The following is a 13,331-nucleotide window of genomic DNA, read 5'->3' as shown; positions in this document are numbered from 1 at the left end:
AACTCCTAACTGTTTTTTATTTCATCCTCGTTAATCGGATACGTTCCGTGCACTTCACCAAAGAACTTATTATATCGTTGTTTAAATTTATCAAATAGATATTGGACAAGAACTTTCAAAATTGCATATCCTGGGATCCCTAGGATAACACCAACAATGCCGAAGAGATTTCCGGCTACAAGCAAGACGATGATAATCGTAAGCGGGTGGATCTGCATCGTGCGCCCCATCACATTCGGGGAAATAAAGTTCCCTTCTAAGAACTGCACAGCCGCCCAAACAATCGCAAGCTTCAGCAGCATAAACGGGGAGTCGACAATCGAAATAATGATTGCCGGAAGAATCGCGATAGTCGGCCCAAGATATGGTACAACAGACGTCACTGCAGCAATGATTGCGAGTGTCAACGCGTAAGGCATACCAATAATTAAGTAACCGATATATAAAAGAATTCCGATGCAAGTCGCAACGATAATCTGACCTTGGATATAAGAACCGACCTGTGTATCCATATTATGAAGAATCCGGCTCACATCTTTTCTGAAAGCTGGTGGCAGCAAGGTCAAGAAATAATTTTTAAATCGTCCTCCATCCTTTAACAAGAAGAAAAGAATAATAGGAAATGTCACAATCGTGACGACAATATTTGTTACCGCAGAAGCGAACGTCTGTACACTTTCAAAGGCATTAATCAGGTATCCGCCAACGATACCCGGCAGATCACTTAAATTATTAGCCACCCAGTTATATCCTTCCTCATAATAAGGTGCGAGAAAAGAACTTTGCACCCAATTCGTAATGGTTTCCCCGAGTTGGGATAGATAATTAGGGAAGTTCCGGATTAAATCGTTAATTTGCGTTTCGATCAGTGGAGCTGTAAGCAGCACAACACCTGTTAAAATACCGGCAATCGCAAGTATCAGAATAATGATTCCCCAAATCCGTTTAATTCGGAACCGCTCGAGTAAATTCACAATCGGATTTAATAGATAAAAGGCAATGAATGCCAATATCAGTGGTGGCGTTATGGTCGAAACGATAACGAGCACTGGATAGAACACAAAAGAAATCCGTTCAAAAATAAAAATGGTGAGCCCAATCAGCGATAATAAAGCAAAGAGAAAGAATAAATTTTTACCGCCGAGAAATGTAATAAATCTGCTTGTTTGCTTCATCTTTTACCTCTTTTCCCCGTAGACAGTTGTTCGTTTTAGTTTAATGAAATAACTTACCTTCAGTATAAGATAAATAGAGATTAAAAAACAGCATCAATTCGTCACCAATTCTTTATTTTTCTCCTTTTGTCTGTTAGAAAGAAGCATCGTGAGAAAAGCAACGACAACAAATAGGCCACCGATGTATGGATTGATTTCTACTCCTACTCGGTCAATTGAAATTCCGCCGATGAAGGAACCAAAGGCAATACCGAAGTGGAGGGCGGAGTTGCTGATGCTGATTTGCATATCCGCTGTTTCCGGAGCAGAATCGATTAAATAACTTTGCATCGGGGGTGTGACTGACCAACTCATTAATCCCCACAAGGCAAGCACGACAATAAATAATGGCATGATTGATGTCGTATGGGAGATGACGAATAGCATGGCAGCATAAATCGTGATGAAGAGCAAGATTACTCGCGTATTACCAAATTTATCTCCCAATGTTCCACCGAAAGCTCCTCCACTTACCGCAGCAAGCCCGAACAGGAGATACACGATGCTAATGCTATTTTCCTCAAGCCCCATCGTTACTTGTACAAATGGTGTCAAATAGGCATATAACACTGCATGTCCCGTGAGCATGAGAAAGATCGTTAAATGGGCGAAGAAAACTTTCTGGTCTTTCAGTGAAAGGACTTGTTCTTTAATTGTACTGACTGGACGTGGAGCAACGCGCTCCATGAAGAAATAGACTCCAACCATACTAATGACAGTGAGAATAACAATCATGAGAAAAGGAGCACGCCAGCCGAATAGGTTGCCAAGACTTAGCCCAATTGGTACACCTAACACAAGCGAAGCACTAACACCCATACTTACAATCCCAATCGCACGTCCGCGGTATTTAGGTTCGACAATGTTCGCTGCGAGCACAACACAGAGGATGATTAAGATTGAACTGCTCACGGCAGAAATAATTCTTCCGATAAAGAGAATACTATAAGACGGACTAATTAGTGCAAGTATATTCCCGAATAAGAAGACGGTTAAGGAAATCAATGCGAGTCGTTTCCGCTCGACTTTCGCAGTGAGAACGAGCAGAATCGGAGCAGCAATAGCGAATGTAAGAGAGAAGATTGTAATCAGCATTCCCGCAGATCCGAGACTCACATTCAAATCTTCCGCAATCAGATCGAGAATTCCCCCGATAATGAGCTCCACCATTCCGACGACAAAGGATACCGTCATTAAAAAATAGACACGTTTATTCATGATGTAACGACCTTTCTATTATTAGTACATGTATTAACGGTCTGTAATACCCCCACTTCTAAACAAGAGGGAATCCCAAGATGTTAAGGTGGGGGATAAACAGTCCGTAAATCCCTGATTCTGTTCAACTAACATTCATTGGGGAGGGAAGCCCCATTGAATGAGTTTCACTTTATTATTCTACGGGTTAACCGTTAATTTCACAAGAGTCGAGCATAAGGAGGAAAAAGCGCGTAAAGTTTGTTATAATTGAATTACCTCAAGTTTTAAAGGGAGGACAACGTGTTGAGCACAGAAGTGAAATTACAAAAAGAAGCAATGCACATGTTAAAGCTGACAAGTAGAACTTTTTATATACCAATTAAATTATTAAAATCGAAGCTACGAAAAACAGTTGGCGCAGCTTATTTATGCATGCGTGCGATTGATGAGATTGAAGATCATGAAACAATGCAGAAAGAAACGAAAACACATTTACTGCGGAAGACAGCTGAACTGTTGCGGTCCGAAAAAGGTTTTGACCGTGAAGCATATGAAGCGCTAATCAAGCCTTACGAAGAATTACCGGAAGTAACTCAGCGCCTCGCGGATTGGATCGACGTCTGCCCAGCGGAAATTACTAGGAAAGTGATGGAAGCAACAAGCATTATGGCGGACGGAATGGCGAAATGGGTCGAAAAAGACTTCATTGTAACGACAAAGGAAGAACTTGATGAATATACGTACTTTGTAGCTGGGCTCGTTGGTGTTATGCTATCCGATATTTGGAAGTGGTATGACGGTACGGAAACCGATTATGACCTCGCAATCGGCTATGGCCGCGGTCTGCAAGCGGTGAACATGTTAAGAAATCAGGACGAAGATGCGGAACGTGGTGTCCGTTTCATCCCGGATGGTTGGACGCGTGCTGATATGTTCGATTATGCTCGAGATAACTTGGCCAAGGCGGATGAATATATGGAAGACCTTGAGACGAAGAATATTGTCCTCTTCTGCCGAATTCCGCTTGCCCTTGCGAAGAAGACGCTAAAAGCAATGGATGACGGACACGAGAAGATGACCCGGACCGAAGTAGAAAATACCGTGGACGAGATTTTAAAAGAAGAAGCATAAGAAAAAAGCTGCCATTTTGAGCTGGGCAGCTTTTTTGTGGCATAGGAAACTATAATATAAAAATGCTGTAATAACATAGGTATCCTAGGCTAGCCACGTCCGGCTTCAGCGCCCAGCAACTATCAAACTTCACACTCCTCCAATCGATAAGTCAACATCAACTCACTGCGTTCGTTGTGTTTCCTTTATCTCATTCCGGAGTGCTCCAGTTTGTACGTTGCTGAACGGGCGCTTCCGCCTTTGGTCTCTTTAATTAATTTCCAGATTGCAAGTACGATAAAGATACTTTCAGGTTCGCGTTCTTTTCCCGAATCCGGTCGAGCAGTACTTTATCGTTCGTATCATTCTTCGTCCGGATTGCGTATGTGTACATGATCATCGTTCCAAGGTTTGTCGTTTCCACCTGGCGCAGGTGACTTGAGAGTGTGAACTCTTCGAATACGTCATCAAGCAGGTTCTCATGGTTCAAATTCTCCGGCACGGTCACTTTAAGAATCTGGGTGTCCTTGCCTTTCCCATAATTGACTTTATGGAGGATATAAAATAAAATACTTGCGAAAAATGTCAAGATGATGGCTAACTGGAATTGATATAACCCACTAGTCATCCCAACCGAAAGTCCGAAAAATATATAAGCAATATCTTTTGCATCTGTTACCGCACTACGGAAGCGGATTAGGGAGAAGACTGCGAATAAACCAAAGGCAACTCCGGCATTCCCGCTCACCACATTCATAATAACAGATACGACAACACTCATGATAATAATCGTATGCACGAAATTCTGAGAATAACGCTCACCTGAAAAGGTCATTTGATAAACAAGCGTAATAATAATACTTAAAACCGTTGTCAGTGCCATTGCGGCTAAACTGAGCACCAATGTCGTTTCCCCACCATCTACTGTAAAAAATTGATTGATCATATCCATCTTACATTCCTCCTATATGAACCGTTTCACGCGCCGTTCCTGCGGGTGATGCGATACCATGCAATAATTCCATACTTGTGCAAAACTTCGAAGCACTTCGCTGTTCGCAATCGAGCTCCTGCAAAATACGTGCAAGCCATAATGGGACACTATCATTCACTTTCACTTCAAGAACAACGAGATCTTCATCAATGAATAAGTCCCCATAAGAACCGTTTGCCAACTGTAAATCATCATCCCTGCAGCGTAAATTAAAGTCGAATGTCATTCTTAAGTCTGCATCTTCTTTATGATGCAATGCATGCCGGTCATAACTGACGACCATTTCCGGTTCTAAATGATATAAGTTTCTAAAGTAGTCGATTTCCCGTAATACTTGCAGATTGGAAGTCTCAAATTCTTCCAAACTCCGATTCGGGAAATAAATGTAACGGTAGGCTTCAGATAAAGGAAGACGCATCCGTCGTTTATTCACAACCTTCTTATGTTTCTGTTTCACTTCGAAAAAAGCCGTACTATCCAAAGCCGCATCATCATACACACGTAGTCTCAGCTTTTGCCGATACTTTAATTTGTTCTTCGTTTCATAATAAATTTTCCAGTCGTTACTTTCGAAATAGAGGCTCGTCACCGTGTACTTGCCATTGTTACCGAACTTATCCGGCCGCATGTAGGGAGAAATCCTGTCAACAAGTTCTTCATATTGTTTCGTTGTAATTAAATATTTCTGTTCTCTTCTCCTAAAAATTTCAATTGCCATGCCCTTTCTCCTCCTTGCAATGTAATATTATCCGCCAGAGGTAAAAGCGCGCTGTGAAGAAGATGAGAAATTGGTAAGAATTTGTTGATGAATTGTTAATATAAATTTACATTTGAGTTCAGGTCTAGAGTTCTATTGGACGAGTCTCGTAGATTTGCCCTTCCTATTTGTCCGATAGCCCAATCTAACAACTCACCATTACGGAAACAACATCGGGCTCAATGGTCTGTCCAACTTATATCATTTAAAAAAAACAGGACATCCAAGAATAGTGCTTGAATGTCCCGCTCCTATTAAAAGCATTGGAAGGATTGAATTTGATTGAGGTCGATTCCGAAATACACCCAACGGTTCCCTCGCCAGCGGAAACCTGCGATTGAATTTCTTCCGACAAAGGTCGGGTAGAACCAAAATTGATCTCTTCTTAACCAAATATAAGTGAAGCGGAATAAACAGCCGCGAATAGCGCCCGGATCAACAGCAAAGGTTTGCACCTGACTTTGCTGTGGGGTGAAATTCGGTGGTGGAGCGGAAGGTGGTCCTACTTGCTGCTGCCCTTGCCCTGGAAATCCACCCGGTCCTCCGGGTCCTCCAGGTCCACCCGGCGGCCAGCCTCCTCCGAAACCAGGCCCACCGGGTCCTCCAGGTCCACCCGGCGACCAGCCTCCTCCGAAACTAGGCCCACCGGGTCCTCCAGATCCACCCGGCCAGCCTCCTCCGAAGTTAGGCCCACCAGGTCCCCCTGGTGACCAGCTGCCACCAGAGCCAGGTCCCAACTGTCCACTTGGAAACCCTGGTCCAAACGGTGGAGGAGATTGCTGTCCGCCACCGACAATTGGTAAATTACTCGGGAATAGTCTTTCCTCATTATACTCTTCGTACTCATCATGTGGGTATTGATACGGATCATACGGATTATGATTCATTCGTTCAACCTCCTAAACATACTCTTCCATTCACTATATGGTGAAAACGTCTAGAAGGAGATTGAATTACCCAAGAATGGGCGAATGAAATAAAAATAATTTTAAAGGACTTGGTGAGATGTATGTCGCAGATGAGCGATTCACGAAAAACATTGACCAGTTTGGGGAAGGCTTGGCAATCTTTATGCGGGATGCGATGGCTGTGTATACTGAAGGGAAATAAACCGGTGCTGGAAAAACAGCCTTGATCAATTTATTAATGCGATTTTATGAATTAAATAGTGGTTCGATTAAGGTTGATGGAATCAATATACAAGCTATGTCACGTTCTGAACTGAGAAAAATATTTGGTATCGTTCTTCAGAATACGTGGCTATTTAATGGAACGATTAAGGAAAATATAGCTTATGGTAATGAAAGCGCTCAAAAAATGCTGACCTTATATTGGTAATGGATAAAGGAAATATTATGGAGCAAGGCACACATGATGAATTATTGGAGAAAAAGGGGTTTTATGCAGACCTATATAACAGCCAATTCTCGAACAAGCAAGCGATATAAGAGGCATTGGGTTGCTATATGTTTGATAAAACATGTGCCAAGTAAGAAAAATATGGATATATTAAAAGCAAAAAAGCCGAATGCACCGTATCATTCGGCTTTTTGCTATCAAAAGTGAATCTATTATTTACACTGAAAATCGATGTTAGACTTTATTAATTTTTAAGATAAGTGGTATGATAGAAAGAATACAACTAAGGAGGGGACAAAAATGATAGAAAAAACAGCTCATAACACTCCATTGCAAAATGATGTGAATATGCTTGGAAATATACTAGGCGAAATATTAGTCCTCCATGGTGGTAAAGCGTTATTTGATAAAGTCGAAACGATTCGAAAAATGACGAAAAGTATTCGAAAAAAATTCGATAAAGATTTGTATGCGGAATTGAAACAAGAAATCAGCAACTTACAACCACCAATGAGGCAACAAGTAATTCGGGCATTTTCTGTTTATTTCCATCTCGTGAATGTAGCGGAGCAGAATCACCGGATTAGGCGCAGACGCCAATATCTACTTGAGGAAGGGACAAGTCAAGCCTTCTCACTCGAGAAAGCGGTCACCAAAGTAAAGGAATATAATTTGAATGAAGAAGAGATACAGGACGTTCTTAATGACTTATCGATTGAACTTATTATGACGGCTCACCCAACCGAGGCGACAAAGCGAACAGTCCTTGAAAGTCAAAAACGGATATCAGAGAACCTTCGTAAAATAGATAACCCGCTTATCACCGAGTGGGAGAGGGAAGCAATTGAGGACAGTCTGTTCAACGAAGTAATGGCATTATGGCATACCGATGAATTAAGACACAGGAAGCCGGAAGTGTTGGATGAAGTGAAGAATGGTCTCTATTACTTTAATCAAGTCCTCTTTGATACACTACCTGATGTTTTCTGGGAATTGGAACTACAGCTCCGGGATCAGGTAGCAGAGAAGGAGTGGCAAGTGCCAAACTTTATCCGTTTCGGTTCCTGGATCGGTGGTGATAGGGACGGGAATCCGAATGTAACTCCTGAAATAACCTGGACGACACTTGAAATGCAGCAACGACTTATTTTGCAGAAATATGAAGCTTCCATCACGAATTTAATGAGAAGATTCAGCCAATCTACTGAACGCTTAGCTATCGAACAAGAATTCATAGAAAAGGTAGAAGCTGAGGAGGAAAAATACTTAGAAAAAGAAGAGAAATGGCGAGTGAAATCTGAAGTCTATCGGCGTAAATTTGCGATTATTTTAAAACGTGTCAGGGAAAAGGGGAAGTCAGATTTAGGCTATACGCGTGCGGAGGATTTGGCTGCCGATCTGAAGGAAATTAAAGCAAGTGTTGAAAAACATTTACCAGTTAATAAGAAACTGAAAGCGATTCGGAAACTGATCCGCCAAGTAGAGATGTTCGGCTTCCATTTGGCAACACTGGATATCCGGAATCACAGTGGAGAACATGAGGCGGCAATCGCTGAGATTTTAAAAATTGTCAAGCTTGCAGACGATTATTCCACCCTTACGGAAACCGAGAAACAAGCAATCTTGTACAAAATTCTGGAAGACCCAAGGCCGTTACTGCTTACAGACGACAGATATTCCAAAGCGACACAGGATATGCTGCGAGTATTCAGAATGATTAAGCAGGCACATGATGAATTTGGCAAACGTGCGATTGAGGTTTATATAATTAGTATGACAGAATCTCCAAGTGACTTACTGGAGGTCCTTGTGCTTGCTAAAGAAGTTGGACTGTACCGGATCAATCAAGACGGAACAGTAGAAAGTGACTTAGATGTCGCACCACTGCTCGAGACGATTGATGATTTGAAAGCAGGACCAAAAATTATGCAGACCTTATTTGAGGCAGACGTTTATCGCAAACAACTGGAAGCGCGTCACAATCATCAAGAAATTATGCTTGGCTATTCCGATGGAAGTAAAGACGGTGGAACGCTAAGTGCAAATTGGGAACTGTTTAAAGCACAGAAAGATATTCACCGGATGGCAAGAAATTATAATATTCATTTGAAATATTTCCATGGACGTGGCGGCTCATTAGGTCGCGGGGGTGGCTCACTCCATACGAGTATTCTCTCACAGCCAGTGGAAACACTCGGAGATGGTGTGAAAATTACGGAGCAAGGTGAAGTACTATCCTCGAGATATTTACTGGAAGATATCGCCTACCGAAACTTGGAGCAAGCAGCTTCCGCTTTATTTGAAGCGAGCGCCAAAGTTGCGAGCGCACCTGACCAGATGGAACTTCGTAAAGAAAAATGGGAAACAGCAATGGAAGTCATTTCAGAAAAATCATTGGAAAAATATCAATCCCTTGTTTTCGGTGATCCCGATTTCCTAACCTATTTCAACGAAGCGACACCACTAGCGGAACTTGATGCATTAAATATCGGCTCCCGCCCAATGAGCAGAAAGAACAGCCAGCAATTCGAGGACTTGCGTGCAATCCCATGGGTATTCGCCTGGACACAGTCGAGACACTTACTCCCGGCTTGGTATGCAGCAGGTACAGGCTTACAAACATTCATTGACCAAGATGAAAGTAACTTGGAGATCCTGCAGACGATGTATAACGATTGGGCTTTCTTCCATGCAACGATCAACAACTTGCAAATGGCTTTATTGACGGCAGATATGGGAAGTGCGAGAGAGTACTTGGAATTAGTGGAAGATCCAGAAGTAGCCAAACGGATATTTAACAATATTAAGGATGAGTATAAACGAACAAGAGCGGCATTATTGCAAATTACTGGCAATGAAGTGCTCCTAAGCCACTCACCGAATATTCGAGAATCCGTCCATCTCCGTAATCCATATGTTGACCCGTTAAACATTTTGCAGGTCGATTCCATCCGGAGATTAAGAGCGACGGAAAATCCTTCTGAAGAATTGAAGACGGATGTGTTATTGACGATTAATGGTGTTGCGGCGGGGTTAGTTAATACGGGTTGATTAGAAGGAAGATTAAATAGTGAAATGAAGAAACCAGATTGGCTGTTGTAGACAGTTAAGCTGGTTTTTTCATATGGTTCACCAGCAATAAACTTTCATATATAAAGAACCCCCGAGGAGATTCCCTGCGGGGTGGTTTGCCCGCGACATGACGGGCGAAGTATTGTTAGTCTATTCATATAAGAGAAATATATGCAAAAAAATAAAAGGAGCCAATATGAGGGCTCCTTTTCGAATGAAATGAATCCCGATTATTATTCAATGAATAAACCTTGTATTTTAGTGTTTTTGACAAAGCAGCGATTATTATATTGCTTGCAGTGGAGTAAATTAAGTTGTTCGAGATAACTATTACAGGTCTATCCGCTCCAATATTTGAGTTTGTTCGGATCCGACATTTTCGCCTAGTTCAAATAAATCCCGCCTTGGGATGTAAACTATTATATTATTCCTTTGAAAACACCGAAAGAATCGCTGCTTGTTGCAAAATCTTTAAGGGAGAAAGGGCATAAAGTGGAACTTGAATTGGTGGACAAAAAATTGGGGAAAGCACTTGATAAAACGAACAAGGAAAATGTGAAAAAAGTGATTATTGTTGGCGAAAAAGAGGTTGCTAAGAATCAAATTACGATAAAGGATATGGAAACCGGTGAAGAGACGGTTGAATCTTTTGTGTTTAATAATACACCATCTCGAGCAATCGGCTGTTCAGTGTCGAACATAAACATAGAAAAAGAACTCATTCACAAGATATAGATAAAGAAACAATTAATAATCCGCGAAGAGAGTCATAGGAGAGAAATATTTCCCGGGAAATGTTGAAAAATGAAAAAATATGCTTACATTTGTATTAAGCCATACTTTGTTTAAAAACGTAACACAAGGTTGTTTAGGGAAGGACGGCAAAAGCCAATACACCGCTTCGTTCATATGTTTGGGAGGAGGTAGGAGCCAGTGAATGCCAAGAAAATGAATAACGAAGCCAGTAAAGCAAAAGCTCGAGAACTTAGGAAAACATTATATCTTTGTGCCAATGGAAGTCCGTAAAGCCAAAGTAAAAAGAACGTCGGAAAGGCCGTATGAGAGAAAACTTCACGTACGTTTTGATGAGGGGAACGGGAAAAAGAATTGCCCTCTTGTCTGGCTTAGTAAGGTGGAAAGCCCTGAACCCTGAGGATAAAGAAGGCAATATCTAATTCCTGTTTTCTACATTACATGTATATTCATCTGTTTAAAGAAGTTCCCCTATATCCATAGAAATTTGATTTCTTACTAAGATTACCCAAGAAAAAGACGGCCAATAGTGGCCGCCTTTGTATATCAACAAAGCAATTATTTAATTATCGTTTCGTTTATTTGCCCTAGCTCTTCCGCCTTTACGTCCAGCTTCTTCTTGACTCATTTTATTGGAATTGTTAGTGGACTGATTTGCTCTTGCCTCTCCACCCTTGTGACCAATTTCTTCATAGAAATCCTCGTCATGGTTTCTTGCAGTGGCTTCTCCACCTTTTTGGCCAATCTCTTGGTAAAACTCTTTATCATGAGTCTCGGCAGTGGTTTCTCCACCTTTTTGACCGATCTCTTGATAAAACTCTTTGTCATGATTTCTTGAAGTAGCTTCTCCGCCTTTACGACCAGCTTCCTCAACCGTCATCTTCTTATTGTTCTGATTTTCTTTACGTGCCACTTTAAATACCTCCTTGGTAGTATTTTTACGTGCAGTAACTGCCGTAAAGTAGGGAAATTCATTTCCCATCAGCAATATTTTCTTGCTTACAGGATGCATTCCCGTTCAAGTCTATACTAAACATAGGATTGAGATTGTTATATTTTTGTAAAGAAAAGACATCAGACTTTAAAATGAAAAGGGGTTAGTTGGCAATTTAGAGTAAATAGTAACTTGTGTTTAGTAAAAGAAGATTTTAAAAAGCTGATTTCCTAAAGTCGGTCATGATGTAGACCCAAGAACACAACTAAGAAATTAAGAATAAATCGTTTTATTTATAAAAATGAGAGGGGGTAATGATGAATGGAGATCTCACAATACTTTTAGATATTGATTTTTCTAACTACGAGATTCTCGCCCCTTCTCAAAAACATGAAAGATTAGATTTGATAATAATGGACTTAATTAAAGGATCTTAATTTCTGGATATTCATACCCCTTGTGGATTTTAACTTCATTTAAATATGTTAAAATAGACTAAAGATTAATTCAAAAAGCTTTTTGTTCAACAATCGGTTCATCTAATAGAGGAAGCTTTTCAACCCATAAGGTAATGAGAAGGATATTGATCACTAAGAGGGAATTAATAGAAGTAGGGTGTTTAAAAAATGTTATATAAGTGGTGATTAAGTGGAGTTGATATTTATTCGTCATGGTCAAGGAGAACATACACTAGATATACCAAACAGTTTACACATAAAAAATCCTGCATTAACAGCAAATGGAATAAATCAAGCGAAGGTGTTAAGGAAAAAGTTCCCCTTAACGGATGAGGATATTATATTTATTAGTCCTATTAGAAGAACGCTGGAAACTGCACTAATTTGGGCTTGGAATATTGATTGTCGTAAGATTGTAAGTCCATTAGTATCCCCACGAATATTTCCTATCCGCCCAAACGGAAAAACATTGCCTTGTGATACAATAATTGACTTAGAAACAATCAAAAAAGGATATCCGAATCTTGAAATTGATATGAATGTTCCACCTGATTTGTGGTCTGATGGTATAAATACTATGCCCGATTGTGAATTCAATAAAATTGCGGTAAAATTTATTGCAAATTTGAAGTTGTTAAAAAAGGATAAGATTTATATAGTTTCACACGATGGTACTATTACTGCTTACCGCCAATTGATTTCTGGCCAAAGTTTATCCAGAAGAGACTTTCTAAATGAAACAGGGTGGTTTCAAATTAAATGTTGAAGAATATAAATATCCATTGTAATGTCTATTCCCTAAGAATGATTTTCAAGAATTGGGAGTGATTGCAGAACAAACCTTTTCGAGAAAAGGGCCAGATTGTAGTATAAACTGCTGATAATAAAAATTGCTAAAAAAATTTCAGTAAATGGGGAATAGCCTTGATTAAAAAGATAGATATAACCAATCCTGAGGTTTCAAAAGAAGTATTAAACATTCAAATACCTTCATACAACGTGGAGGCAAAAATAATTGATTTTTATGATATACCGCCATTAAAGGACACCGTGCAGTCGTTACAACAATGTGGGGAGACTTTCTTTGGTTATTACTTAAATAAAGAGTTATGCGGAGTTATTTCTATAAAAACAGACGGTAGGATAATCGATATACACCGATTAATGGTGCATCCTAAACATTTCAGGAAGGGAATTGCTGAGAAGTTATTAAATTTTATCGAGGTCGAATTGGGAAAATTTGAAGTAATAGTAGTATCAACTGGAACCCAAAATGCACCGGCAGTAGCCTTCTATTTGAAAAACGGATTCTTAAAGACAGAAGAAATACAGATAACGGAGTTCCTATCTCTATGGTATGTCAACACTAAACCAAACAATTTTTTTAAGGAGTATAAACTTTTTATGCGCGTTAAATAAAATACTCTCTAATGAAAATAGCTGTATCTGTTCATCACTTGACTCGGAGCCTCTGCGGGCG

Annotated in this window: 11 protein-coding genes and 2 pseudogenes; 7 read left to right on the top strand and 6 right to left on the bottom strand. The window is 40.3% G+C overall.

From position 1 onward, the window contains the following. Positions 1 to 5: 5 nt before the first annotated feature. Both GN217_RS15850 and GN217_RS15845 read right to left on the bottom strand, forming a co-directional pair. A complete protein-coding gene (locus tag GN217_RS15850) occupies positions 6 to 1,175 on the bottom strand; it encodes an AI-2E family transporter (protein ID WP_156857629.1) in 1,170 nt (389 codons plus the stop codon). Between the two features lie 93 nt (positions 1,176 to 1,268). After that, positions 1,269 to 2,432, bottom strand: coding sequence for an MFS transporter (locus GN217_RS15845; RefSeq protein WP_156857628.1), 1,164 nt, complete (start codon positions 2,430 to 2,432; stop codon positions 1,269 to 1,271). Between the two features lie 285 nt (positions 2,433 to 2,717). Between GN217_RS15845 and GN217_RS15840 the strand changes: the two genes are divergently transcribed. Beyond that, the gene (locus GN217_RS15840) at positions 2,718 to 3,545 is read left to right on the top strand and encodes a squalene/phytoene synthase family protein (protein WP_198042685.1); all 828 of its coding nucleotides are present in this window, start codon (positions 2,718 to 2,720) and stop codon (positions 3,543 to 3,545) included. 253 nt (positions 3,546 to 3,798) lie between these two features. On the opposite strand, the gene GN217_RS15835 is transcribed toward GN217_RS15840, so the two are convergent. From GN217_RS15835 to GN217_RS15825, 3 genes are all read right to left on the bottom strand, one after another. Then, on the bottom strand, positions 3,799 to 4,476 hold the full coding sequence (locus GN217_RS15835) for a DUF4956 domain-containing protein (RefSeq protein WP_156857627.1): 678 nt from the start codon (positions 4,474 to 4,476) through the stop codon (positions 3,799 to 3,801). Position 4,477: 1 nt separating this feature from the next. Further along, positions 4,478 to 5,236, bottom strand: a complete 759-nt coding sequence (locus GN217_RS15830) for a polyphosphate polymerase domain-containing protein (RefSeq protein ID WP_156857626.1) — start codon at positions 5,234 to 5,236, stop codon at positions 4,478 to 4,480. Positions 5,237 to 5,529: 293 nt separating this feature from the next. Next, positions 5,530 to 6,162 carry a hypothetical protein gene (locus GN217_RS15825; protein ID WP_156857625.1) on the bottom strand — a complete coding sequence of 211 codons (633 nt, stop codon included), beginning with the start codon at positions 6,160 to 6,162 and terminating at the stop codon, positions 5,530 to 5,532. Between the two features lie 100 nt (positions 6,163 to 6,262). Between GN217_RS15825 and GN217_RS15820 the strand changes: the two are divergent. From GN217_RS15820 to GN217_RS15805, 4 genes and pseudogenes are all read left to right on the top strand, one after another. Then, a pseudogene (locus GN217_RS15820) lies at positions 6,263 to 6,385 on the top strand (TipAS antibiotic-recognition domain-containing protein); the annotation flags it as partial. Next, positions 6,386 to 6,723 (top strand): annotated as a pseudogene (locus GN217_RS19325) (ATP-binding cassette domain-containing protein); the annotation flags it as partial. 211 nt (positions 6,724 to 6,934) lie between these two features. Further along, positions 6,935 to 9,685 carry a phosphoenolpyruvate carboxylase gene (ppc, locus tag GN217_RS15810; protein ID WP_156857624.1) on the top strand — a complete coding sequence of 917 codons (2,751 nt, stop codon included), beginning with the start codon at positions 6,935 to 6,937 and terminating at the stop codon, positions 9,683 to 9,685. A 453-nt stretch (positions 9,686 to 10,138) separates the two neighbouring features. Further along, positions 10,139 to 10,441: a His/Gly/Thr/Pro-type tRNA ligase C-terminal domain-containing protein gene (locus tag GN217_RS15805; RefSeq protein WP_232334466.1), complete on the top strand. Its 303-nt coding sequence runs from the start codon at positions 10,139 to 10,141 to the stop codon at positions 10,439 to 10,441. 580 nt (positions 10,442 to 11,021) lie between these two features. Here GN217_RS15805 and GN217_RS15800 read toward each other — a convergent pair. Further along, positions 11,022 to 11,339 carry a KGG domain-containing protein gene (locus GN217_RS15800; RefSeq protein ID WP_232334469.1) on the bottom strand — a complete coding sequence of 106 codons (318 nt, stop codon included), beginning with the start codon at positions 11,337 to 11,339 and terminating at the stop codon, positions 11,022 to 11,024. Between the two features lie 702 nt (positions 11,340 to 12,041). Between GN217_RS15800 and GN217_RS15795 the strand changes: the two genes are divergently transcribed. Both GN217_RS15795 and GN217_RS15790 read left to right on the top strand, forming a co-directional pair. Then, entirely contained in the window at positions 12,042 to 12,617 is a 576-nt protein-coding gene (locus GN217_RS15795) for a histidine phosphatase family protein (RefSeq protein WP_156857621.1), read from the top strand. 158 nt (positions 12,618 to 12,775) lie between these two features. After that, positions 12,776 to 13,270 carry a GNAT family N-acetyltransferase gene (locus tag GN217_RS15790; RefSeq protein WP_156857620.1) on the top strand — a complete coding sequence of 165 codons (495 nt, stop codon included), beginning with the start codon at positions 12,776 to 12,778 and terminating at the stop codon, positions 13,268 to 13,270. The last annotated feature ends 61 nt before the right edge of the window (positions 13,271 to 13,331 follow it).

It is taken from the genome of Oceanobacillus sp. AG, from assembly GCF_009746545.1.
Classification (GTDB): Bacteria; Bacillota; Bacilli; order Bacillales; family Amphibacillaceae; genus Oceanobacillus; species Oceanobacillus indicireducens.
This window is presented reverse-complemented; position numbering and strand designations above follow the sequence as displayed.